Source organism: Caulobacter segnis, assembly GCF_003243465.1.
Taxonomy (GTDB): Bacteria; Pseudomonadota; Alphaproteobacteria; order Caulobacterales; family Caulobacteraceae; genus Caulobacter; species Caulobacter segnis_A.
On sequence record NZ_QFQZ01000012.1, the window covers coordinates 49,445 to 72,814 of the forward strand.

General features: G+C 67.4%; 24 protein-coding genes and 1 pseudogene. 13 read left to right on the top strand and 12 right to left on the bottom strand.

From position 1 onward, the window contains the following. Positions 1-31 precede the first annotated feature (31 nt). Positions 32-2,314 (top strand): ribonuclease R, encoded by a 2,283-nt coding sequence (gene rnr, locus DI526_RS05995; RefSeq protein ID WP_304275333.1) that lies wholly within the window; start codon positions 32-34, stop codon positions 2,312-2,314. A gap of 127 nt (positions 2,315-2,441) precedes the next feature. On the opposite strand, the gene DI526_RS06000 is transcribed toward rnr, so the two are convergent. Then, entirely contained in the window at positions 2,442-3,464 is a 1,023-nt protein-coding gene (locus DI526_RS06000) for an SGNH/GDSL hydrolase family protein (protein ID WP_304275336.1), read from the bottom strand. A gap of 86 nt (positions 3,465-3,550) precedes the next feature. On the opposite strand from DI526_RS06000, the gene DI526_RS06005 reads away from it, so the two are divergent. Beyond that, positions 3,551-4,711, top strand: a complete 1,161-nt coding sequence (locus DI526_RS06005; protein WP_304275339.1) for a pyridoxal phosphate-dependent aminotransferase — start codon at positions 3,551-3,553, stop codon at positions 4,709-4,711. Here DI526_RS06005 and DI526_RS06010 read toward each other — a convergent pair. Together DI526_RS06010 and DI526_RS06015 are read right to left on the bottom strand one after the other, a co-directional pair. Next, entirely contained in the window at positions 4,656-5,102 is a 447-nt protein-coding gene (locus tag DI526_RS06010; RefSeq protein ID WP_304275342.1) for an ion channel, read from the bottom strand. The genes DI526_RS06005 and DI526_RS06010 overlap by 56 nt on opposite strands. Positions 5,103-5,202: 100 nt before the next feature. Continuing rightward, complete coding sequence (locus tag DI526_RS06015; protein WP_304275344.1) at positions 5,203-6,498, bottom strand: amidohydrolase; 1,296 nt, start codon at positions 6,496-6,498, stop codon at positions 5,203-5,205. 304 nt (positions 6,499-6,802) lie between these two features. Here DI526_RS06015 and DI526_RS06020 point away from each other — a divergent pair, with 304 nt between their 5' ends. Beyond that, positions 6,803-7,531 carry an NUDIX hydrolase gene (locus tag DI526_RS06020; RefSeq protein ID WP_304275345.1) on the top strand — a complete coding sequence of 243 codons (729 nt, stop codon included), beginning with the start codon at positions 6,803-6,805 and terminating at the stop codon, positions 7,529-7,531. A gap of 132 nt (positions 7,532-7,663) precedes the next feature. Next, positions 7,664-7,831: a 50S ribosomal protein L33 gene (gene rpmG, locus DI526_RS06025; protein ID WP_010920317.1), complete on the top strand. Its 168-nt coding sequence runs from the start codon at positions 7,664-7,666 to the stop codon at positions 7,829-7,831. An 83-nt stretch (positions 7,832-7,914) separates the two neighbouring features. Here rpmG and DI526_RS06030 read toward each other — a convergent pair whose 3' ends face one another. The 4 genes from DI526_RS06030 to divK all read right to left on the bottom strand — a co-directional run bounded on the left by DI526_RS06030 (position 7,915) and on the right by divK (position 11,747). Then, positions 7,915-8,118 (bottom strand): hypothetical protein, encoded by a 204-nt coding sequence (locus tag DI526_RS06030; protein WP_304275371.1) that lies wholly within the window; start codon positions 8,116-8,118, stop codon positions 7,915-7,917. 120 nt (positions 8,119-8,238) lie between these two features. Beyond that, a complete protein-coding gene (locus DI526_RS06035) occupies positions 8,239-9,903 on the bottom strand; it encodes an alkaline phosphatase family protein (protein WP_304275417.1) in 1,665 nt (554 codons plus the stop codon). A gap of 105 nt (positions 9,904-10,008) precedes the next feature. Further along, entirely contained in the window at positions 10,009-11,373 is a 1,365-nt protein-coding gene (locus DI526_RS06040; RefSeq protein WP_304275373.1) for a PleD family two-component system response regulator, read from the bottom strand. After that, a complete protein-coding gene (gene divK / locus DI526_RS06045) occupies positions 11,370-11,747 on the bottom strand; it encodes a cell-cycle response regulator DivK (protein WP_304275376.1) in 378 nt (125 codons plus the stop codon). The genes DI526_RS06040 and divK overlap by 4 nt, the downstream gene beginning before the upstream one ends. Positions 11,748-11,864: 117 nt before the next feature. Between divK and DI526_RS06050 the strand changes: the two genes are divergently transcribed. The 7 genes and pseudogenes from DI526_RS06050 (at position 11,865) to DI526_RS06080 (ending at position 18,391) form a co-directional block, all read left to right on the top strand. Beyond that, entirely contained in the window at positions 11,865-12,512 is a 648-nt protein-coding gene (locus tag DI526_RS06050; RefSeq protein WP_304275380.1) for a hypothetical protein, read from the top strand. Continuing rightward, a complete protein-coding gene (locus DI526_RS06055; RefSeq protein ID WP_304275382.1) occupies positions 12,509-13,396 on the top strand; it encodes an ROK family protein in 888 nt (295 codons plus the stop codon). Before DI526_RS06050 ends, DI526_RS06055 begins: the two co-directional genes overlap by 4 nt. Before the next feature lie 206 nt (positions 13,397-13,602). Further along, positions 13,603-14,859, top strand: a complete 1,257-nt coding sequence (locus tag DI526_RS06060; protein ID WP_304275384.1) for a DNA polymerase IV — start codon at positions 13,603-13,605, stop codon at positions 14,857-14,859. A 149-nt stretch (positions 14,860-15,008) separates the two neighbouring features. Then, a pseudogene (locus tag DI526_RS06065) lies at positions 15,009-15,134 on the top strand (hypothetical protein); the annotation flags it as partial. 39 nt (positions 15,135-15,173) lie between these two features. Beyond that, positions 15,174-15,503 carry an ATP-dependent Clp protease adapter ClpS gene (gene clpS, locus DI526_RS06070; protein ID WP_304275420.1) on the top strand — a complete coding sequence of 110 codons (330 nt, stop codon included), beginning with the start codon at positions 15,174-15,176 and terminating at the stop codon, positions 15,501-15,503. A gap of 12 nt (positions 15,504-15,515) precedes the next feature. Continuing rightward, complete coding sequence (gene clpA, locus DI526_RS06075; protein ID WP_304275389.1) at positions 15,516-17,849, top strand: ATP-dependent Clp protease ATP-binding subunit ClpA; 2,334 nt, start codon at positions 15,516-15,518, stop codon at positions 17,847-17,849. Between the two features lie 110 nt (positions 17,850-17,959). Further along, a complete protein-coding gene (locus tag DI526_RS06080; RefSeq protein WP_304275391.1) occupies positions 17,960-18,391 on the top strand; it encodes a hypothetical protein in 432 nt (143 codons plus the stop codon). Between the two features lie 14 nt (positions 18,392-18,405). Here DI526_RS06080 and DI526_RS06085 read toward each other — a convergent pair whose 3' ends face one another. Further along, positions 18,406-18,840 (bottom strand): HIT family protein, encoded by a 435-nt coding sequence (locus DI526_RS06085; RefSeq protein ID WP_304275394.1) that lies wholly within the window; start codon positions 18,838-18,840, stop codon positions 18,406-18,408. A 54-nt stretch (positions 18,841-18,894) separates the two neighbouring features. On the opposite strand from DI526_RS06085, the gene DI526_RS06090 reads away from it, so the two are divergent. Together DI526_RS06090 and DI526_RS06095 are read left to right on the top strand one after the other, a co-directional pair. Then, positions 18,895-19,476, top strand: coding sequence for a DUF4287 domain-containing protein (locus DI526_RS06090; protein ID WP_304275396.1), 582 nt, complete (start codon positions 18,895-18,897; stop codon positions 19,474-19,476). 70 nt (positions 19,477-19,546) lie between these two features. Then, positions 19,547-20,035 (top strand): pyridoxamine 5'-phosphate oxidase family protein, encoded by a 489-nt coding sequence (locus tag DI526_RS06095; RefSeq protein WP_304275398.1) that lies wholly within the window; start codon positions 19,547-19,549, stop codon positions 20,033-20,035. Positions 20,036-20,056: 21 nt separating this feature from the next. Here the strand turns inward: DI526_RS06095 and DI526_RS06100 are convergent, their stop codons facing one another. From DI526_RS06100 to DI526_RS06115, 4 genes are all read right to left on the bottom strand, one after another. Further along, positions 20,057-21,217 (bottom strand): GNAT family N-acetyltransferase, encoded by a 1,161-nt coding sequence (locus DI526_RS06100; RefSeq protein WP_304275401.1) that lies wholly within the window; start codon positions 21,215-21,217, stop codon positions 20,057-20,059. After that, on the bottom strand, positions 21,214-21,987 hold the full coding sequence (locus tag DI526_RS06105) for a glycerophosphodiester phosphodiesterase (protein WP_304275404.1): 774 nt from the start codon (positions 21,985-21,987) through the stop codon (positions 21,214-21,216). The genes DI526_RS06100 and DI526_RS06105 overlap by 4 nt, the downstream gene beginning before the upstream one ends. Further along, complete coding sequence (locus tag DI526_RS06110; RefSeq protein ID WP_304275407.1) at positions 21,987-22,454, bottom strand: RidA family protein; 468 nt, start codon at positions 22,452-22,454, stop codon at positions 21,987-21,989. Before DI526_RS06110 ends, DI526_RS06105 begins: the two co-directional genes overlap by 1 nt. A gap of 122 nt (positions 22,455-22,576) precedes the next feature. Continuing rightward, positions 22,577-23,011 carry a phasin family protein gene (locus tag DI526_RS06115; RefSeq protein WP_304275408.1) on the bottom strand — a complete coding sequence of 145 codons (435 nt, stop codon included), beginning with the start codon at positions 23,009-23,011 and terminating at the stop codon, positions 22,577-22,579. Positions 23,012-23,370 lie beyond the last annotated feature (359 nt).

The window sequence follows — 23,370 nt, forward strand, 5'->3', positions numbered from 1 at the left end:
CCTAAGTCCGCCGAACGCGTTAAGGCAGGGCATGGCCAAACTTCGCCCGCCCAAGACCTTCAAGCCTCGCCCGCCGGCCGGCCTGCCCGATCGTGAGACGCTGCTGGCGTTCCTGCGCGACGCCGGCGAGACCGGCAAGGCCGACATCGCCCGGCACTTCGGCCTGAAGGGCGCCGATCGCCGGGCCCTGCGCGAGATGATCCGCGAGCTGGAAGCGCAAGGCGCGCTGGCCAAGCGCGGCCGCAAGGGCTTCGCCGAGGCCGGCTCCCTGCCCCCCGTCGGCGTGGCCGACGTGGTCGAGCGCGACAGCGACGGCGAGCTCTATGTCAAGCTCACCAAGTCCGACGACGACGTGCCGAATGTGCGCCTGGCGCCTGGCAAGGGCGAGGCCGCCGGCGGCGCGCCGGGCCTGGGCGACCGCCTGCTGGTCCGCTTCGAACGGCTGGAGACCGGCGAGTTCGAGGCGCGCCTGATCAAGAAGCTGGGCCAGAGCGCTCACAAGATCCTGGGCGTGATCCGCAAGCACCGCCGCGAGGTCCGCGTCGAGCCGGTCGACCGCAAGTCCAAGGAAAGCCTGGTCCTCGATCCCAGCGTCGCCCACGACTTCAAGGACGGCGACCTGGTCGTCGCCCAGGTCGGCACGCACGGCGGCCGCTACGGACCCAAGCCCGGCAAGGTGCTGGAGGTGGTCGGGACCGAGAACGATCCCCGCGCCGCCTCGCTGATCGCCATCCACAGCCACGGCATCCCGACCGGCTTCTCTGAGGAGGCCGAACAGGAGGCCAAGGCCGCCGTCGAGCCGACCCTGTCGGGCCGCGACGACCTGCGCGACCTGCCGTTCGTGACCATCGACCCGGTGGACGCCCGCGACCACGACGACGCCGTCTACGCCCACCCTGATCCGGACGCCACGAACGTCGGCGGCTGGATCGTCTGGGTCGCGATCGCTGACGTCGCGGCCTATGTGCGCCCTGGCTCGGCCCTGGACCGCGACGCGCGCGAGAAGGGCAACAGCGTCTACTTCCCCGACCGGGTGGAGCCGATGCTGCCCGAAACCCTGTCGAACGGCCTGTGCTCGCTGCGCGAGGGCGAGAACCGCGCCACACTGGCGGTGCGGATGGTGTTCGACAAGTCGGGCCGGAAGAAGGGCCACAAGTTCGTGCGCGGCCTGATGCGCTCGGCGGCCAAGCTCTCCTACGAGCAGGCCCAGGCCGCCATCGACGGCCAACCCGACGACAAGACCGGTCCGCTGCTTGACCCCATCCTCAAGCCCCTCTGGGCCGCCTATCATACGATGAAGATCGGCCGCGAGGCGCGCTCGCCGCTGGCCATCGAGAGCGACGAGCGCCGGATCATCATCCGCGAAGGCGAGATCGCCTCGATCACCAAGCGCGCCGCCCTCGAAGCCCACAAGCTGATCGAGGAGATGATGGTGCAGGCCAATGTCTGCGCCGCCGAGAGCCTGGAGGCCAGGCGATCGCCCCTGATCTACCGGGTGCACGACACGCCGAGCCTGGAGAAGGTGCAGAATCTGGCCGACTTCCTGCAGACCCTGGAGATCCGCTGGAGCAAGGGCGAGGCACCGCAAACCTCGCGGTTCAACAAGCTCTTGGACGAGACGCGCGAGAGCCCGAACGCGGCGATCATCAACGAGGTGGTCCTGCGCACCCAGATGCAGGCCCACTACAGCAGCGAGAACATCGGCCACTTCGGCCTGAACCTCGCCAAGTACGCCCACTTCACCAGCCCGATCCGCCGCTATGCCGACCTGATCGTGCATCGGGGCCTGATCCGGGCGCTCGGGCTCGGGACCGACGGCCTGACCGACCAGGACATCGCCCAGATCAAGGACACGGCCGAGGTCATCACCCACGCCGAGCGCCGGGCCATGGCCGCCGAGCGCGACGCCACCGACCGCTACATCGCCGCCTTCCTGGCCGATCGCGTGGGTGCGACCTTCGAGGGTCGGATCACCGGCGTCACCCGCTTTGGCCTGTTCATCAAGCTGACCGACACCGGGGCCGACGGACTCGTGCCGGTTTCCAGCCTGGGCGCGGAGTTCTTCGTCCACGACGACAAGATGCACGCCCTGGTCGGCGAACGGACGGGCAAGCGCTGGCCTCTGGGCCTCTCCGTCGAGGTCAAGCTGGTCGAGGCGACGCCGGTCACGGGCGGCCTGCTGTTCGAAATGCTCAGCGATCCGCTGCCGCCCGACCCGAAGGCGCCGCGCCCACGGCTCGGCGCGCGTCGGCAAGCGGCGGTGAAGCCGCGCGGCGGGTTGCCCAAGGGCGTCCGGCGCGGGAAGCGGCGGTAGAGCTCAAAACGGAATCTGCTCCTCCGTTGGGGGAGCTGTCGGCGAAGCCGACTGAGGGGCGTCGCCGGCTTAGGCCGAGCAGCCCCCTCCGGCCCCCTGGGCCACCTCCCCCGGAGGGGGAGGAGAACTACGGCGCTGATCTAATCGCCGCCTCGAGCTTGTCGGCCATCATCCGCTGATCCCCCGCCGACGGATGCGCGTGGCACGCCGTGCGCTCCATTCCCGTGATCCGCACCGCCGTCGCGCCGGTCCGGCCGGCGACCTCGGCGACATCGTCGACAAAGGTGTCGCCCTGGATCAGGAAGAAGCGCGCGCCGGGGCGGCTGGCCTTCAGCCCTTCGATGAAGGCGACGTAGCGATCACGGTAATCCCGCCGCAGCGCCGCTTCGCCGGGCCAGGCCTCGCCCGCGTGGAGAGCGGTCGAGAAGTCGTTGGTGCCCAGGCCGATGACCACGATCTCCGGCTTCCACGGATCGTTGGCGGCCAGGCGCGGCTCGGCTTGGCCGGCGATCAGCCGGGGAAACAATACCGGCAGCGGCTCGCCGGGGGCGATGCCGTTGTAGTTGCGCACGACGCCCCGGCCCGAGAACGCCTCGATCCGGTAGTCCGCATCCAGCCGCGCGGCCAGGATCGGCCCGAACGCCAGACTGGTGTCGGTCAGGTCGTGAACCTGTTGCTCGGTGCAGTCGCGGCTGGCCGACCGCACGCCGTAGCCGACCGTGTGGGAGTCGCCGATGAACTCGATGCGGTGAGGCCGCGCCGGCGCCGGAAGAGCCTTGCCGCCCTTGCCGACGAAGAAGCCTTCGAAGCGCGACGAGCCGCTCTGGCTCTCGGTCAGCTTGTCCAGTCGCACGACGTGCGCGCCCGGGCCGAGACGATCCAGCGTCAGCCGCGTCGCGCCGGACTTGGTCAGCTCGGCCTTGCGCACGCCATCGACGCTGACCGCCAGATGCTCGCCGCCGGTGTCGACGGCGACCTCGACCGACGGGCCGGAAAAGCGTCCCTCGAAATAGACGCCCGGCCAGCCGAAATCGTAGCCGCCGCTCGGAGCCGACGCCACGCGGCCGCCAATATTCAAAGACAGCGCTGTCTGAGCCAGCGCGGGAGACGTGAGCGCCAGGGCGGCGGCGAGGGTCAGGGCAAAACGCATGGCGGCTTCATGCCATGCCGTCCAAACCTATGCCAGACTTGATCTAGGCTGCTGCGAGGCGGCGCGAACTTGGTTATGTCCGTTCCATGCGCGCCGAGATCGAACCCTTCCACGCCATCGCCATCAGCCGCCTGGCCCACCAGCTGAAGATGGAGGGCCGGTCGATCATCCACATGGAGTTCGGCCAGCCCTCGACCGGCGCCCCCAGCAAGGCGATCGCCAAGGCGCACGAGATCCTCGACGCCGAGGCCATGGGCTATTGGGAAAGCCCGCTGCTGCGCGAGAAGATCGCCCAGCGCTACCAGACGCTCTATGGCGTGACGGTCGAGCCCGAGCGGATCGTCCTGACCTGCGGCGCATCGCCGGCGCTGGTGTTGGCGCTGTCCAGCGCGTTCCAGCCTGGCGACCGCATCGCCATCGCCCGCCCCGGCTATGTCGCCTATCGCAACACCATCAAGGCGCTGCACCTGACGCCCGTCGAGATCGCCTGCGGGCCGGAAGACCGCTTCCAGCTGACCGCCAAGCATCTGGCCGAACTGGATCAAGCCCCGGCCGGCGTCATCGTCGCCAGCCCCGCCAACCCGACCGGAACGATCATCACGCCCGAGGAGCTGGAAGCGATCGCCAAGGTCTGCCGCGAGCGGGGCATCCGGATCATCAGCGACGAGATCTATCACGGCCTGACCTATGCCGGCCGCACGCCCTCGATGCTGGAGTTCACGCCCGACGCCTTGATCGTCAACAGCTTCAGCAAGTACTTCAGCATGGCCGGCTGGCGGCTGGGCTGGCTGCTGACGCCGGCGGGCGAGGACCTGGAGCGCGCGCGCGCCTATGTTGGCAACCTGTTCCTGACCGCTCCGTCCCTGGCCCAGCACGCGGGCCTCGCCGCCATGGACTGCATCGAGGAGCTGGAAGGCCACATCGCCGTCTATCGTCGCAATCGCGAGCTGATGCTGGAGGCGCTACCGGCGCTGGGCCTGCAGCAGATCGCTCCGCCCGACGGGGCCTTCTACATCTGGGCCGACATCGGCCACCTGACGGACGACTCGCTGAGCTTCTGCAAGGACCTGCTGCGCGACACCGGCGTCTGCACGGCGCCCGGCGTCGACTTCGACCCGGTCGAGGGCCATCGCTTCATTCGTTTCAGCTTCGCGGTCTCCACGGCCGAGGTCGAGGAGGCCCTGCGCCGGATCACGCCTTGGTTTTCCGCTCGAGCCGCCAATCCAGGCCCATCGCCAGGAAGGTGAAAGATCCGGACCAGCCGATCAGGATCAGGCCGGCCAGCGGCTCCAGGCTGGCGATCAGCCGCAGGGCGCCGACCGGATAGACGTCGCCAACCCCTTGGGTGGTGAAGGTCTCGATCGAAAAGAAGAACAGCTGGCTGGCGGTCATCGCCGAGACGCCCACGAACGCGCCCAGGTTCAGCAAGCGGTCGCCGACCCAATAGCCGACCGCGAACAGCCCGGCCTCGACGACGTGGGCGATGATCAGGCCGAAGATCACCAGCAGGATCTTCAGCTGCGGCGAGAGCGCTTTCGCCGCCTGTCCGGCGGACAGAAGCCGCAGCGCCTCGTAATGGACCATCACCGCCGCAAAGATCAGGACCAGCGCCAGGGCGAAGGCGTAGAGCTCGGTCATGATTTCTCCCTCGCGAGGCGTGACAGCCGCGCCCTGGTCTAACCCGATCAATCGGGCTCAAGTTTGATCGTGCGCCGGGGCCCGTGACGCGCGGCGCGCCCTATTTCCGCGCCAGATAGTCCAGCGCCATGAAGGCCTCGGCCTTCACGCCGGTCTCGAACACCGCTTCATCGACATCGAAGTAGGGCGAGTGGTTGGCGGGCGCCGTCGCGGCCGGCACGTCGGCCTTGCGGCCTCCGAGTTGCACGAACACGGCCGGCACCTTTTCGGCGTACATCGAGAAATCTTCGGCCCCGGTGACGAGGGCGGCGTTGTCGTCGACCTTGCTGGACGCCTTCAGCAGCGAAGCCTTCACCCACTTCGAGAGCTCGGGATTGTTGTAGGTCACCGGATAGGGCTGGGTGAAGGCGACCTCGGCCTTGGCTCCGTAGCGGTCGCCTATGGACGTCACGGCCTTGGTGATCTTGTCGATCAACTGCGCCTTTCGCTCCGGCGAGAAGGTCCGCATCGTGCCCTGCATCGACAGGTCCTCGGGGATGATGTTCTGACGCAGGCCCATATTGATCACAGCCAGGGTCACGACCGAGGGCTGGGCGCCGACGTCCACCTGGCGGGCGGCGATCTGGTTCATGGCCTGGATGATGTCTGCGGCGACGCTGGCCATGTCGACGCCGGCCCAGGGCCGCGCCCCGTGGGTCTGCTTGCCCTTCACCGTGATCGTGATGCGGTCCGAGCCGGCATAGAAGCCCTCCGGCCGGTAGTTCAGCTGGTGAGCGTCGCCGGGGCCGATGTGGACGCCGAAGATCGCGTCGACCTTGGGATTGTCCAGCGCCCCGTCGCGGATCATCAGCTTGGCGCCGCCTTCCTCGCCAGCCTGAGGCCCCTCCTCGGCCGGCTGGAAGACGAACACCACGGCCCCCTGGATGTCCTTCTTCATCCCGGCCAGCACCGTGGCGGTCCCCAGCAGCATGGCGACGTGGGTGTCGTGGCCGCAGGCGTGCATGACCGGTACGGTCTTGCCTTCCCAGGTCGCGGTGGCCTTGGAGGCGAACGGCAGGCCGGTCTTCTCGGCGACCGGCAGGGCGTCCATGTCGGCGCGCAGGGCCACGACCTTGCCCGGCTTGCCGCCGCGCAGGATCCCGACGACCCCGGTCTTGCCGACGTTCTCGCGGACCTCCAGGCCCAGCGCCTTCAGTTCCTTGGCGATCAGGGCCGAGGTGCGGACCTCCTGGTTGCCGAGCTCCGGGTGCTCGTGGATGTCGCGCCGCCAGGCCACGACCTTGGGCTGGACGGCCTTGGCCGCCGCGGCGACCTGGGCTGGCGTCGGCGCGGCCATCGCCGGCGCGCCGAAGGCCAGGCCGGCGGCCAGCGCCAGCGTCGAAATCCGTCCGATCATCGCAGAGCCCCTCAAGAATGCGTCCCGAGCTTGCGTCGCGTCGCCGCGCACGGTCAAGCCGAGCGCCTCTGCAAGCTTTCCTAACACGGCCTTCCTCGCCCTTGTGGCGAGGACCCATGCATCGGCTTGGCTCGGCTTGATCAGAACAAGCCGCCGGCGAGAGCGCGCAACGAGCGGGTCCACCGCTGCTGAACGATGGGTCCTGGGCACAAGGCCCAGGAAGGCGGAATGGAAATGCGAATGAGATATCGGGTTGACCCAATGTCCGCCTTTCCCACCGGCGCAAACCATCTAACCTTCCCCCATGAGCCTGCCGCCGATCGACGCCAAATTCGACACGATCAACGACGGCGCCGTGCGCGAGACCGGCGCGGCGCTGAGGCCCAAGCACGCGGCGACCCTGATCATCGTGCGCACCGACGGGTCCCAGCCGCGCCTGCTGATGGGCCGCCGCAATCACGGCCACGCCTTCATGCCCGACAAGTGGGTGTTTCCGGGCGGCCGGGTCGATCGCACCGACTACGACGCGCCCAGCGCCAGCGAACTCTCGCCCGAGGTCGCCACGCGCCTGGAGCAGGACCCTCGCCATCCCAAGCCGACACGCCTGGCCCGCGCCCTGGCCTTGGCGGCGGTGCGGGAAACCTTCGAGGAGACGGGCCTGCTGCTGGCCAGGCCGGCGCCCGAGCGGCCCGGCGCGGGGCCGTGGCGGCCGTTTCTGGCCCAGGGCGCCCTGCCCGACCTGGCGCCGCTGAGCTTCGTGGCCCGGGCCATCACCCCGCCCTATCGGCCGCGCCGGTTCGACGCCCGATTCTTCATGGCTCCGGCCGAGGCCCTGCTGTCCCTGGACCGCCGCCCCGACTGCGGCGAGCTGGACGAGATCGCCTGGGTGGATTTCGAGGAGGCCATGGCGCTGGATTTGCCCAACATCACCCGGTTCGTCGTGCACGAGGTGGGCCAGAGGCTCGCCGAGGCTGGACGGCCCGCGCCGTTCATGCGCTTCCTGAACGGCAAGCGTCATCTGACGCATCTCTAGGCTCATCACGGGGATCAGGGACTTTCGCCCAAAGCCGCGCGCGGCAATTGACTTTGAGTCTCCGATGAGTATGTTCCGCGCCTCTCATTTCCAGCGCGCGGGAACCTGCGCGACCACCGCAGGGATTCGACCATGGCCAAACCGGCTTCCATCAAGATCCGCCTGAACTCGACGGCGGACACCGGCTTCTTCTACGTGACCAAGAAGAACGCCCGCACCAAGACCGAAAAGATGGTGCTGAAGAAGTACGATCCGGTCATCCGCAAGCACGTCGAATTCCGCGAAGGCAAGATCAAGTAAGATCGCCCTTCTGCGCTGAGACATGAAAACGCCCGGCTAGCGATAGCCGGGCGTTTTTGTTTGGCTGCTTCGGTAAGGGGACGTCAGCCCGTCCAGACCCAGCGCAACAGCATGAAGCCGCCCCACACCAGGGTGAGCGCCAGCAGCACCGGGCCCAGGCACACCGCCACGAACGCCCCGATCATCGCCAGATTGGACAAGCCGCTGGCGGGTTGCCCGACGGCGAGCCCGCCCGCCAGGAAGAGGATTGCGCAGGTCGCCAGCCCCAGGAACAACCAGGGCCCCACGGACGCGCGCTTTCTGAAACCGAACTTCGACCTCGCCACCCCCGCCTCCCGTGAAGGATGTATTGGCGAGCATGCGCGTCGAAAGTGTCAGAAACGCTAAGAAACCGCTCTAAATCCGACTCAGCACGCCTGCCCGTAGGCCAGGGGGCGGCAGACGCCGTCGATGTCGGCCGGCGGCTTGACGCCGGTGGCGCCCGCCACGGTGGGGGCGATGTCGACCGTGTCCAGGGGCAGCACGCGCTCGTGCGGGGTCGCGCCCTTCCACCAGAACAGGATCGGCACGCGCCGGTCGTAGTCCCAGGGGCTGCCGTGGGTGGAGACATAGGTCGCGCCGGCGGTGGCCGGAACGCGGTTGGGCTTGAACGCGATCAGGATGTCGCCCACTCGCCCCGGATAGGCGCTGCGGCGCACCCGCTCGGCGACGGACAGCTCCTCGGGCGAGGCGTCGGCCGGCGCGGGGGCCAGGGTGAAGACCGCGTTTGAGTCGAAGGCTTCGGCGACGGCGGGGTCCTTGTTGATCAGCGCGAGGGCGGCGGCGGTGACGCGGGCGCGGTCGGTGATCGACGGCGTCTTGCGGTCGGGTCCCACGACATAGATCTGGTCGATGCCGCCGTCGGCGACGAGCGGATCCCAGCCCAGGCCCAGGTCGGCGCGAAGCTGGGCGTTCAGCTTGGCGATCCACGGCTTGCCGATCACCCGCTCGAAGCCGTAGCCCTCGCCGGCTAGGCGCTCGGCGAAGTCGGCGCCGCCGTGGTCGGCGGCCAGCACCACCAGAACCCCGCCCTTGACCTTGTCCAGGCTCTTCAGGAAGACGCCGAGGCGGTCGTCGAGGCGCGCGATCTGGTCGCACATCTCAGGGCCCCGCGTGCCGTAGCGATGGCCGATGAAGTCGGTCGCCGACAGGCTGATGGTCAGCAGATCGACCTGCGGACCGTCGCCCAGGCCGTAGGTCTCGCGCAGGCGCTGGGCCAGCTCGAGCGTGACCTGGTCGGTATAGGGGCTGGCGTAGAGGTCGCGCTGCTTGTCGGCTGCGCTGGTCGCCGCCGGGATCGGCAGCGCCGCGCGCCACTGGCGGCCGCCGGTCTCGTAGTCCGCCTCCAGCGCCTTGCAGCGCTTGGCCGAGGCCTTGGCGTAGTCCCAGGTGAACGGATGGGCCTTCAGGTCCGCGGCAAGCCTGGCGTTGAAGCCCGCGACGGGCTTGAGGCGCTCCTGCGGGCTCTGTCCCGGGGCGACCCAGGTCGTGAAGCCGAAGCCCGGCTGGTACCAGAACTGGCCGTCGGCCCTGTGGCCCGACATGGTGATGGCGCCACGATCCTTGCCGGAGACGCCGAACACCCGGCTGGTCGGCGACACGGCCTTCAGCCAATCGCCATAGGTGGTGGCGACCATGTTGGCGGGCGAAACCGCCCGGCCCTTCGGGTCGTCGGCCAGGGTGACGGTCGGATCGGCCAGGCAGTAGACCGTCTTGCCTGTGGCGCGGTCGTACCAGTCGTTGGCGCTGATGCCGGTCTTGTTGGGATGCTTGCCGGTCAGCAGCGTCGAGTGGCCGGGGCAGGTCTCGGTGAAGGCGTGCGACTGGTAGCCGTTGGGATAGACGATCCCCTGGCTCAGCGTCTTGAGCCCGCCGACGAACTCCGGCCGATGCTGGGCGTAGAGATTGGCGCTGAACTGGTCGACCGAAATCACGACCACCAGCCTGGGATCAGGCTTGGACTCGGCGGCGAAGGTGGCGGTCGCGGCGACCGTGGTCGCCAGGGCGGCGGCGAGCGCGCCGCGGGTCAGCATCGTCTTCATCCGAGCGATTTCGCCCGAATGGTTGATCCGTGCAAGGACGGAAGGGTTTCAGGGCTGAAATGTCGCCGGCGCCGCGCCGCAAGGCGCCGCGGAGCCTCAGGCCGCCTTGCCCACGACCATGTTGCGCCCGCCGGCCTTGGCCTCGTAGACGCCTTCGTCGGCGCGCTTGAGCAGGGCTTCGGGCGTATCACCCTGACCGCCGGTGGCCGAGACGCCGACCGAGACCGTCACGTTCAGCATCTCCTCGCCGTTGGCGACCTTGAACGGAGAGGCCGAGACATGCTTGCGGATCCGCTCGGCGATGCGCAGGGCGTCGGCCATCCGCGTCTCGGGCATGATCACGGTGAACTCCTCGCCGCCGTAGCGGCACGGCAGGTCGATGGCCCGCACATTGGAGGCCAGTCGCAAGGCGAACTCGCGCAGCACCTCGTCGCCGATGTCGTGGCCGAAGGTGTCGTTGATCTTCTTGAAGTGGTCGATGTCGATCAGCAGGGCCGAGACCTCGTCCCCGCCCATCGCCGCGCGCCGCACCAGTGTCTCCAGCTGGCCGACCATGTAGCGGCGGTTGTGCAGGCCGGTCAGCTGATCGGTGACCGCCAGCTCCAGCGAATAGTCGAGGTTGTTGCGCAGGTAGTCGGTGTAGCGTTTCCGCTGGATCTGGGTCTTGGCGCGCGCCGCCAGTTCCTGGGAGTCGACCGGGCGGGTCAGGATGTCGTTCACCCCGATCTCCAGCGCCTTGACCATGCGGGCGCGATCGTCCGGATCGACCAGCGCCAGCACCGGCAGGTGACGCGTGCGCTCGTCCGAGCGCAGAGCCGCGGTGAAGCGCAGGCCGTCGAAGCCCTTGGCCGCGGCGTTGACGATGACTAGGTCGACCGGGCCGCTGGCGCTGACCTTGGCCGTCTCGGGATCAGTCTCGACCACCGGCCGGTGATCGCCGGCCAATTCGCCGGCCAGGCGCTCGGCCTGGCGCTCGTTATCATCCACGACCAGCACCCGGCCGCCCAGGCCGTCCAGGCGAGCGGCGGCGCCGGCGATCACGCCGATGCGACGACCGGAGGCCTCGCGCTGGCGAAGCTCGTCGATGACGAGCTTGAAACGGGTCAGGCTGCGCACCCGAGCAAACAGCATGACGTCGTCGATCGGCTTGGTCAGGAAGTCGGATGCGCCGGCCTCCAGGCCCTGGATCCGATCCGCCCGACCGTCGAGCGCGGTGATCATCACCACCGGGATATGCCGGGTGGCGGGATCTTCCTTGAGCTTGCGGCAGACGGTGAAGCCGTCGATGCCGGGCATCATCACGTCCAGCAGGATGATGTCGGGCAGATCGCGCTGGGCCATCGACAGGGCCGTCTGGCCGTCGATCGCCGTCGAGACCTCATAATATTCCGCTGCGAGCTTGGCCTCCAGCAGACGGACATTGGCCTCGATGTCATCGACGACGAGGATCCGAGCGCTCATGCCGGCTGCCGCTCCAGAAGACGTTTGATGGTGTCCAGGAAATGCACGACCGAGATGGGCTTGGAGATATAGGCCTCACAGCCGCCGTCCCGGATACGCTCCTCGTCGCCCTTCATGGCGAAGGCGGTGACGGCGACGACCGGAATATGAGCCAGTTCCTCGTCTTCTTTCAGCCACTTGGTGACTTCCAGGCCCGAGATCTCGGGCAACTGGATATCCATCAGGATCAAGTCCGGCTTGTTCTCGCGGGCGATGGACAGCGCCGACAGACCCTCGCGGGTCTGCAGGGTCTCGTAACCCTGGGCCTCGAGCAGATCATGAAAGAGCTTCATGTTCAGCTCGTTATCCTCCACGATGAGGACCTTCTTCGTCATCCTTACCCCGACCATACGGTCATGTGGCGGCGCCGACGGATTCGCGCCACCTTCCCGGCGTTGTTCGCACAAATATCCTTAAGCGCCCGCTAATCTCGTTTTTGACCACCAGAGCTCATGGAACCTCGCCTCTCCGATCTTCAGACCTGCCCCATCCGGGCCCACGCGCCGCTGGTCATCGTCGATGTCGACGAGGTCCTGGCGCAGTTCATGCTGGGCTTCGGGTCCTTCATCGCCCGATACGGCTTTGAACTGCGGGTGGATCGTTTCGCCCTGTTCCAGAACATCTATCGCCCTGGCGAGACCGAACACCTCGATCTGATCGCGGGCAAGGCCCTGTTCGACGATTTCTTCCGCGACGGGGCCGAGGACCTGCCGCCCGCCGCGGGCGCGGCCGACGCCCTGGCGGACCTGTCCACGCGCGCCGACGTCGTCATCCTGACCAATGCGCCCGAGCACGGACGCCTCGCCCGCGCCCAATGGCTGAAGACGCATGGCTTTGACTACCCGCTGATCATCAACACCGGACCCAAGGGTCCGGCGGCGGCCGAGCTGGCGGCGCGCACCGCGGGGCCGTCCGTCTTCATCGACGATCTTTTACCGCAGCTGGAATCGGTGGCGGAAAGGGCGCCCACGGTTGGACGCTTCCAGATGGTCAGCGACGAGCGCCTGCGCCCGCTCGCGCCTTCCGCGCCCGACCGCCATGTCCGTATCGACGAATGGCCGCTGTTGAAGACGGCCATCGAGGAGCGTCTGTTCGCATGATCCGTTTTGGCATCGATTTCGGCGGCACCAAGATCGAGGCCGCCGCCATCGACGAGGCCGGGGCCTTCGTCGCGCGGGTCCGCAAGCCCAATCCCGGCGAGTATAAGGCTGCGCTCGAGGTCGTCGCCGAGCTGGTCGCCGACGCCGAGGCGATGGCAGGCGCGTCCTGCGCGCGCTTGGGCCTGGGGATTCCCGGCTCGATCTCGCCCCGCACCGGCCTGATCCGCAACGCCAACAGCGTCTATCTGAACGGCCAGCGCTTCGGCGAGGATCTGGAACAACGCCTGGCGCGGCCCGTGCGCCTGACCAACGACGCCAACTGCCTGGCGCTGTCCGAGGCAGCCGACGGGGCGGGCGCCGGCGAAGGCGTGGTGTTCGCCGCCATCCTGGGCACCGGCTGCGGCGGCGGCGTGGTGGTCGACGGCAAGATCATCGACGGCCGCAACGGCTTCGCCGGCGAATGGGGCCACTCGCCCCTGCCCTGGCCCAAGCCCGAGGAATATCCGGGACACGACTGCTGGTGCGGCCGAAAGGGGTGCCTGGAGACCTGGATCGCCGGCCCGAGCTTCGCCCGCGACGCCGGCTTCCCGAACGGACAGGCCACCATGGAGGCGATCGCGGCCGGCGACGCCTCGGCCGCCGCGGCGCTCGACCGCTATGTGGACCGCGTGGGCCGCGCCCTGGCCGTGGTCTGCGACCTCCTTGATCCCGACGTCATCGTCCTGGGCGGCGGCATGTCGAACGTCGACGCGCTCTACGCCCGCCTGCAGGGCGCCATAGCGCCGCACGTCTTCTCTGACGTCTTCGAGACGCCGGTCCGCAAGGCCGTCCATGGCGACAGCTCCGGCGTGCGCGGCGCGGCCTGGCTTTGGCCCCAGGAGTAGTGGGTGCTGCCGCCAACCGCCAATTCCCCCCCGCCTTCCTCGCCCTTGTGGCGAGGACCCAGGGCGCGGCTGGGCTGGGCGGTTGGAAATGGTCTTGGGCACCGCTGGCGCACGCGCTCCAGAGCCAGGCGAGCCGAACCATGGGCCCTAGGCACAAGGCCTAGGGAGGCGACTCTGAAGGTCGGTCTCCAGCCGAGAAATCCCCAATGAAATCCCTGTGCCGCGACTGCGGGTGGACGGGCGAGGCCAAGGCCGCGCGCTGTCCGTCCTGCGGCTCGCCGCGCACGGTGTTTCATCAGGAGCTCGGGACGCTCTCGATCGCCCACCTGGACTGCGACGCCTTCTACGCGTCGGTCGAGAAGCGGGACGATCCGTCGCTGCGCGACAAGCCGGTGATCGTCGGCGGCGGCAAACGCGGCGTGGTGACCACCGCCTGCTACATCGCCCGCATGAGCGGCGCGAAATCGGCCATGCCGATGTTCAAGGCGCTGAAGCTGTGCCCCGACGCCGTCGTCATCAAGCCCAACTTCGCCAAGTACAAGGAGGAGAGCCGGCGCATCCACGAGAAGCTCGACCGGCTGACGCCGCTGATCCAGCCGCTGAGCCTGGACGAAGCCTGGATCGACCTGACGGGCACCGAGCGCCTGCACGGCGCGCCGCCGGCGGTGATGCTGGCCAGGCTGCAGGCCGAGATCGAGCGCGACATCGGCCTGACCGTCTCCATTGGCCTCGCGCCCAACAAGTTCCTGGCCAAGATCGCCTCGGAGCTGGACAAGCCCCGCGGCTTCTCGGCGATCGGAGCGGCCGAGGCGCAGAGCTTCCTGGCCGACAAGCCGGTCGGCATCCTGCCCGGCGTCGGCCCCGCCACTGTCTCGACCCTGGCCGAGATCGGCCTGCGCACCGTCGGCGACATCGCCGAGGCGGACCTCAAGCTTCTGGCCAATCGGCTCGGCTCCGGCGGCCTGCGCCTGCATCGGCTGGCCCACGGCCAGGACAGCCGCATCGTCGACCCCGACCAGGCCCGCAAGACGATCAGCGCCGAAACGACCTTCAACGACGACCTGCACAAGCGCGAGGACCTGGAGGACGAGCTCTGGCCGCTTTGCGAGAAGGTCGCCAAGCAGGCGCGCAAGGAAGGCGTCGCCGGCCGCGTGGCGACGCTGAAGCTGCGCACCCCCGACTTCAAGGTCCACACCCGCCGCCGCACGCTGGCGGTGCCGACCCAGACCGCCCGCACCCTGTTCCAGGTGGCGCGTGAGCTGCTGGCCGCCGAGCCCAAGGGCCTGTCCTACCGCCTAATCGGCGCGGGCCTGACCGAATTCGTCGACGCCGAGACCGCCGGTTCGGACATGTTCGCCGACGAGGAGCGCCGCTCGCTGAAAAGCGAGACCGCCATCGACGCCCTGCGCGGCAAGTTCGGCGCGGCGGCGGTCGTCAGCGGTCGGGCGCTGAAGAGCCGCTAGGTCGGCGCCGGCTCCTCTTGCGGGGCGTCACTTCCTTCACCATCTGGGCGTCTCAACCCCGAACCTGTCGCCCCGGATCGACAGGCTCAGTCTCAACCCAGGGGCATGACGGGCGCCGAAACCGCCACATTTTCGGCCGCCATGCTCCGGAACCGTTCGCGCGCGGTCTTCGCTCTCCCAAACGTGAAGCCGAAATCCGAGGCGCCCCTGTGCTAAAGCGGCGCAGCGGCGCTTCGGCCTCTTCCAAAGCCGCGGCGTTTAAATATCTAATCCAAGATAGGCGGGTGATTTGCCCGCCAGGAGAGAACAAGTCGATGGCCGAGCTGAAGCAAGGCGGACAAGGCAACGGCGCTGGGTCGTCGGTCGTCACGGAAGTGAAGCCGAAGACGCAGAAGCCCTGGCTGTATCGGGTTCTGATTCTCAACGACGACTACACACCGATGGAGTTCGTCGTTTACGTGCTCGAGCGGTTCTTCAACAAGTCGCGCGAAGATGCGACCCGCATCATGTTGCATGTCCACCAAAACGGCGTGGGCGTGTGTGGCGTCTATACTTACGAAGTCGCAGAAACCAAGGTCGCCCAGGTCATAGACTCGGCGCGACGCCATCAGCACCCCCTGCAGTGCACCATGGAAAAGGACTGAGGAGCCTCCCCGTTGCCCTCTTTTTCGCGCCCCCTGGAAGAGTCCCTGCATCGCGCCGTCGCTTACGCGAACCAGCGTAAGCACGAATACGCGACGCTGGAGCACCTTCTGCTTTCCCTGACCGACGACGATGACGCCGCCGGAGTTATGCGCGCGTGCGACGTCGATCTCGCCGCGCTGAAGAAGAGCCTTTCGAATTATCTCGACGTCGAACTGGCTTCGCTGGTCGTCGACGACGACGAGGACGCCAAGCCGACCGCCGGCTTCCAGCGCGTGATCCAGCGCGCGGTGATCCACGTCCAGTCGTCGGGCCGCGAGGAAGTGACCGGCGCCAACGTGCTGGTCGCCATCTTCTCCGAACGCGAGAGCCACGCCGCCTATTTCCTGCAGGAGCAGGACATGACGCGGTACGACGCGGTCAACTTCATCGCCCACGGCATCGCCAAGAAGGCCGGCGCCTCGGAAGCCAAGAGCGTCAAGGGCGCCAGCGCCGGCGCCTCGAACCAGACCGAGGAAGACGGCGAGAAGCCGAACACCAAGACGGGCGGCGAGGCTCTCGAAGCCTATTGCGTCGACCTCAACGAAAAGGCCCGCCAGGGCAAGGTCGACCCGCTGATCGGCCGCGCGAACGAAGTCGAGCGCGCGATCCAGATCCTGTGCCGTCGCACCAAGAACAACCCGCTGCTCGTCGGCGACCCCGGCGTCGGCAAGACCGCCATCGCCGAGGGCCTGGCCCGCAAGATCGTCACGCATCAGGTCCCCGAGGTCCTGGAAGGCGCCACCATCTACTCGCTCGACATGGGCGCGCTGCTGGCCGGCACCCGCTATCGCGGCGACTTCGAGGAACGCGTCAAGCAGGTCGTCAAGGAGCTGGAAAGCCACCCGAACGCGGTGCTGTTCATCGACGAGATTCACACCGTGATTGGCGCCGGCGCGACCAGCGGCGGAGCGATGGACGCTTCTAACCTCTTGAAGCCAGCGCTCGCCTCCGGCTCGCTGCGCTGCATGGGCTCGACGACCTACAAGGAGTTCCGCCAGCACTTCGAGAAGGATCGGGCCCTGGTCCGTCGCTTCCAGAAGATCGACGTGAACGAGCCGACGGTGGAAGACACCATCAAGATCCTCAAGGGCCTGAAGACCTACTACGAGGACTTCCACAAGCTGAAGTACACGAACGACGCCCTGAAGGTCGCCGTCGAGCTGTCGGCCAAGTACATCACCGACCGCAAGCTGCCGGACAAGGCGATCGACGTGATCGACGAGGCCGGCGCCTCGCAGATGCTGGTGCCGGAGAACCGTCGCAAGAAGACGCTCGGCGTGAAGGAGATCGAGGCGGTCGTCGCCAAGATCGCCCGCATTCCGCCGAAGTCGGTCAGCAAGTCGGACACCGAGGCCCTCAAGGAGCTCGAGACCGACCTGAAGCGCGCTGTGTTCGGCCAGGACGAAGCCCTGACCCAACTGTCGGCCGCCATGAAGCTGGCCCGCGCCGGCCTGCGCGAACCGAACAAGCCGATCGGCTCGTATCTGTTCAGCGGCCCGACCGGCGTCGGCAAGACCGAAGCCGCCAAGCAGCTGGCCCAGACCCTGGGCATCGAGATGCTGCGCTTCGACATGTCGGAGTACATGGAGCGACACACCGTGAGCCGCCTGATCGGCGCCCCTCCCGGCTATGTCGGCTTCGACCAGGGCGGTCAGCTGACCGACGCGGTCGACCAGCACCCGCACGCCGTCGTCCTGCTCGACGAAATCGAGAAGGCGCACGGGGATGTCTACAACATCCTGCTGCAGGTGATGGACAACGGCACGCTGACCGACAGCAACGGCAAGAAGGTCGACTTCCGCAACGTGGTCCTGATCATGACCACCAATGCGGGGGCCTCGGACGCCCAGCGCAACTCGATCGGCTTCGGCCGCTCGAAGGTCGAGGGTGAGGAGGAAGCCGCGCTGAAGCGCCTGTTCACGCCGGAGTTCCGCAACCGCCTGGACGCCGTCGTGGCCTTCAAGCCGCTGACGCCGGAGATCATCCGCCAGGTCGTGCAGAAGTTCGTCATGCAGCTGGAGGCCCAACTGGCCGACCGCAACATCACGATCGAGCTGAGCGACGACGCGGCCGACTGGCTGGCCAAGAACGGCTTCGACGAGCTCTACGGCGCCCGTCCGCTGGCTCGCGTCATCCAGGAGCACATCAAGAAGCCGCTGGCCGACGACATCCTGTTCGGCCGCCTGGTCCGCGGCGGCCACGTCAAGGTCGTGCTCAAGGACAGCAAGATCGACTTCGAGATCGACAGCAACGCCGATCCCAAGGCGGGCAAGGCCGACGAAGCCGAACCGGCGCTGGCGGAGTAGGCTTAGGGTTCAGACTAAAACGGAAAGGCCCGGAGCGATCCGGGCCTTTTTCGTTTTCCGCTCACCCGAAAATTGTGGACGAAACGGGAACAAACGGCTAGCGTGTAGGCATGACCGCGATCGGCTTCGACACCCTCAGCGCTTCTAAGAGGCTCCGCGACGCGGGCATGGAAGAGCGGCTGGCCGACGCGGTGGTCGAGATCGTTCAACAGACCGCTGCCATGCCCGACATCAGCCATCTCTCGACTAAGGACGACCTGAAGGCGTGCGCGACCAAGGATGACCTCAAACAGTTCGCGACCAAGGATGACCTCAAACAGTTCGCGACGAAGGACGATCTCAAGCAGTTTGCGACGAAGGAAGATCTGAAACTGTTCGCGACAAAGGAGGATCTTCTGGAAACGAAGCTCACGCTTCGCATGGAGCTTGCACAGCTAGAAGCTCGCCTTAGCGAGAAGATCCGCATGCAAGGCTGGTCCCTGCTCGGCGGAATGGCCGTGCTGTTGGCGCTCTACACGGCCCTGCCGAAGCTGATCCACTAGGACCAGGCGCCGCCTTAGAGCGCTTCGGCGATCTTCGCCGCCAGGACCTTGAGCTCGTCGGTGTTCGCCATGCCGCCCTCCCCGTGGCGACCCAGGGCCTGACCCTCGTAGCGGGGGATGACGTGGAAATGCAGGTGGAAGATCGTCTGGCCGGCCGGCGCGCCGTTGAACTGGGTGATGACCACCCCGTCGGGCTTCAGGGCCGAGACCACGGCTCGCGTCAGCTTCTGGGTCGCGGCCGCAAGCTCGGCCAGAACCTCCGGCTCGACCTCGAGCAGATTGCGGGCTTGGCTGACCTTGGAGATCACCAGGGCGTGGCCGCGCGACTGCGGGAAGACGTCCATGAAGGCCAGGACACGGTCATCCTCGAACACCTTCACGCTGGGGATCTCACCCCGGATGATCTTGGCGAAGATGTTGTCGCCGTCGTAGCGTCCGTCGAGGCTCATGACCGTCTCCCTGTCGTCGGACCGGTCGTAGCAAACCAGGGGATGGGCGCAACCATGGACACGAAGCCTCAGGGTCTGACCGAGCAGCAGCAGAAGTGGTTCGCCTCGCTCCGCGCCAACCTGGAGCGCGAGACCGGCAAGACCCTGGACCAATGGGTCGAGATCGTTCGCCGCGAGTGCAAGGAAACCAAGCCCCGCGCCCGGGCCGAATGGCTGAAGGCGGCCTATGGCCTGGGCCAAAACCGCGCCGCCAGCATCTTCGCCGTCGCCTATCCGGAAAGCGGCGGCTGGGACGACGCGGCCGGCCTACGCGCGGCGCTGTGGAGGGATCCGGACCAGGTCGCGATCCTGGCGGCGGTCGAGGCGGCGGTGGCGGACTTTCCCGGCCTCGTCACGGGGCAGCGCAAGGGCTACACCGCCTGGTCCCACAAGGCCCAGTTCGCGGCGCTGAAGCCGCTCAAGGGCGGCCAGGCTGTCCTGGGCCTGGCGCTGACGCCCGACGCCTCGCCGCGCCTCGCCGAGCCCCGAAACGAGGGCTGGTCGGAGCGCCTCAAGGCGAAGCTCACCCTCGCCTCGCCCGCCGACGTCGACGCCCAGCTTGAGGCTCTACTGAAGTTGGCCTGGGACCGCTCCTAAGCTTGCCAAGCTTCGCCTTGGGAACGCGCCTCGTCCGGCGCCGTTCGTCTCCACAGCAAAGGAGACGACGATGTCCAAAGACGCCGAACTGGCCGAAAAATTCTGGAAGGCCCTGAAGTCCGACCGCACCGTGATGCTGGGTCTTGTCGAGCGCGAGAACGGCCGCGCCCAGCCGATGACCGCCGTGTTCGAGGGCGATCATTCCGGTCCGATCTGGATCTTCAGCGCCGTGGACGTGGATCTGGTCCAGGCTGTGGAGGGCGGCGAGCACGACGCGATCCTCCATTTCGCGTCCAAGGGCCATGACGTGTTCGCCACCGTCGAAGGCCGTATGCGCGTCGACAATGACCGCGAGACGATCGAGCGTCTGTGGAACCCCTTCATCGCCGCCTGGTATGACGGCAAGGACGATCCGAAGCTGCGTCTGCTGCGTTTCGAGCCCGGCGACGCGCAGATCTGGCTGAATGAGAACAGCCTGTTCGCCGGTATCAAGATGATGCTCGGGGCCGATCCGAAGAAGGATTACAAGGACAAGGCGGCCGAAGTCCGCCTGCAGTAGACGCCGCTATCGGGAGGGGCGCTACCGCTCCTCCCGGAACGGCGAATATTCCTCGGTCAGCATCTCGATATCGGCGGCCACCGCCTCGCGTTCGCGTTCGAGATAGCGCGCCACCGGTTCGCGCAGAGCCGGATCGGCGATCCAGTGCGCGGAATAGACCGGGCTCGGCAAATAGCCGCGCGCGATCTTGTGCTGCCCCTGCGCGCCGGCCTCGACCCGCGGCAGGCCCAGCCGGATCGCGTGCTCGATGGCCTGATAGTAGCATAGCTCGAAGTGCAGGAACGGCACGTCCTCGACGCAGCCCCAATGACGGCCGTAGAGGCAGTCGCGGCCCAGGAGATTCAGCGCCCCGGCGATGAAGGGGCCGCCCGGACGCCGCGCCATGATCAGCAGGACCTTGTTGGCCATTCGCTCGCCGAGCAGCGAGAAGAAGCGGCGGTTCAGATAAGGCCGCCCCCACTTGCGACTGCCCGTGTCCATGTAGAAGGCGAAGAACGCGTCCCAGTGATCCTCGGTCAGGTCGCCGCCCGTCAGGGCGACGATCTCAAGCCCCTCCTGGGCGTCGCGCCGCTCGCGCCGGATCGTCTTGCGGCGGTTGGCGGACAGGGCCGCCAAAAAATCGTCGAAGGTCGCGTAGCCACGGTTCTCCCAGTGATACTGCTGGTCCTGGCGCAGCAGCATGCCCCGCTCGCCCATCCATCGCCACTCGTCCTCGACCGGGAAGGTCACGTGCACCGAAGAGGCCCCCATGCGTTCGCAAAGGGTCAAGGCGCCACCCAGTAGCGCCGACCGTCCCTCATCGGCGTCGACATCCGGCCGCACGATCAGGCGCGATCCGGTCACCGGCGAGAACGGCGAGGAGCACTGAAGCTTGGGATAGTAGCGCCCGCCGGCCCGCTCATAGGCGTCGGCCCAGGCGTGATCGAAGACGTATTCGCCCTGGCTGTGGGACTTCAGATAGAGCGGCATGACGCCCGCCACGGCGCCCGCCTCGTCCTCGACCGACAGGTGCTGCGGCGCCCAGCCGGTGCGGGCCGACACGCAGCCGCTTTCCTCCAGGATCGACAGGAAGTCATAGGAGACGAACGGATCGCCCGTCGACGTGGCGCAGGCGTCCCAGGCGTCCTTGCCGATCTCGGCGACCGCGCGATGGACGCGAACCGCCGGCCGGATTGAACTCACGCGTGGAAGCCCTCGAAGATCAGGTTGTCGCAATGGTCCTGCACGCCTTCCCACTGGTCGGGGCTGCGGACCGTCCAGGCGATCACCGGCATGCCCTTGCCGCGATATAGGTCGGCGCGCGGGCTGGGCAACATGTCGAGGCCGAGCGAGAGGAAGTCCGGTCGCGCCAGCTCGACCTGCTCCAGCGCCGCCAGCGACTTGCGCATCTCCGGCGCCAGCTTGCGGGCGTTGTCGTCGTTCCAGCGGTAGGAGTTCAGCCCGCGCAGGATCTGCGGCTGATGGTCGGCGAACCAGGCGTGGGAATAGGGATTGAAGCCGATCACGGCGGTCGGGCCGTTGTGGTCGACCAGCACGTCGGAAACCCGCTTCTCCAGCGGCCCGACCTCGCCGAAGGGCGTCTTCAACTCGATGAACACCATGGCGCGGTGGCCAATCAGGGTCAGGGCGTCGGCCAGGGTCGGGATGGTCTCGTCCGTGCCCTTCAGCGTCATGGCGCCCAGGTCGGCGGCGGTGTGGTCGCGCAGGCGCCCTTCCCGCCCCGTCATGCGCTCCAGGCGGTCGTCATGGAAGACCACGGCCTCGCCGTCGGCGGTCAGCTGCACGTCCAGCTCGATAGCGTAGCCGTGGGCGCAGGCGGCCTGGAACGCGGCGCGCGAGTTTTCCGGCGCGCCCTCGGGGCTCCAGAGGCCGCGATGGGCCGCCGGCGGATCGAACAGGCGCTCCCACGCCTCGCCGAAGGTTTCGGTCGAGGGGCGTTCGCGCGCGCGCATCAGGCGATCTCCACCACCGCATCGACCTCGACCGCGAAGCCGAGGGGCAGCTTGTAGACGCCGACCGCCGAACGGGCGTGGCGGCCGGCGTCGCCCAAGGCTTCGACCATCAGGTCCGAGCAGCCGTTGACGACCTTGGGAATGTCGATGAAGTCGGGCCCGGCCTGGACAAAGCCGCCCAGCTTGACCACCCGCACGACGCGGTCGAGGTCGCCGTCGCAGGCGGCCTTCATCTGGGCCAGCAGGTTGATCCCGCAGATGCGCGCGGCCTTCTGGGCGGTCTCCAGATCGACGTCGACGCCGACCGTGCCCTTGATCCCGCCAGTCGCGTCCAGCGAGATCTGGCCGGAGATATGGACGAGATCGCCCGAGCGCACGAAGGGCACGTAGTTGGCCACCGGGGCCACCGGCTGGGGCAGCTCCACGCCCATCGCCTTCAAACGCTCTTCGACCTTCGACATACGCAACGCTCCCGCGATTTCCACGGCATCCTTAACGCGGGCGGCGCGGGCGCAAAAGAAAAAAGCCCGGACCTTTCGGTCCGGGCTTTTCTGGTCTGGATCACGCCCGAAGGCGCGAAGGCCGGCTCTTAGCGAGCGGCTTGGAACTTCTCGACCGCGGCGCTCATGCGCTCGTTCAGCGGCTTGACCGAGTCCTTGATCGAGGCCGAGACGATCTCCGAGGCCTTGCTGACCTGGGCGATGTACGACTCGAGGGCCGACTTGGCCCAGGCGGTCTGCAGCTCGACGGCTTCCTGCACGCTCTTGGCGGTGGCCAGCGACTTGGCGGCGGCGACCTGGTCTTCAGCCAGCTTCTTCGAATAGGCGAAGGTCTCGGCGCCCAGGGCTTCGGCGCCCTTGGTGGCGGCGGTCACCGAGGCGACGACCGCTTCGAGGTTCTTCTTGGAGTGGGTGTTGGCTTCGGCGAGAGCGGCCAGCGACTTCTCGACGCCATCCTTGAAGGCTTGGTTGGACGCGGCGGTGAACTGCTCGACGGTGTTCTTGACGGTTTCGGCGGCGGCCATGGGGATCTCCTGGGGAGGAAGGCGGCGGGGCGTAGGGGTCGAGCTGCAACTCGCCCCTCTGCGCTTGGGACAACAGCGATTTGCCATGTTGCAGTGCAGCAGTCAAGGATTTTGTGCAGCGCACCATAACGTAAGGGCGAGCTCGCGTGAGTCACACCAAGCTGCAGCATTGCGACCACGGGCTTAATTTTTTCGCCCCTGCGGCAAGTTCGCTCACCACTTGTTTACTTTAGCGAAACGCCCCCACCATCATGTTAGACAAACGCGTGTGGCGGTGCGGAACCGCTCAGTTCAAATGACGGACGTCCCTCATGTTCGCCAAGCTTACCTCCGCTCGTTCCGTTCTGGCCGCCGCCGGC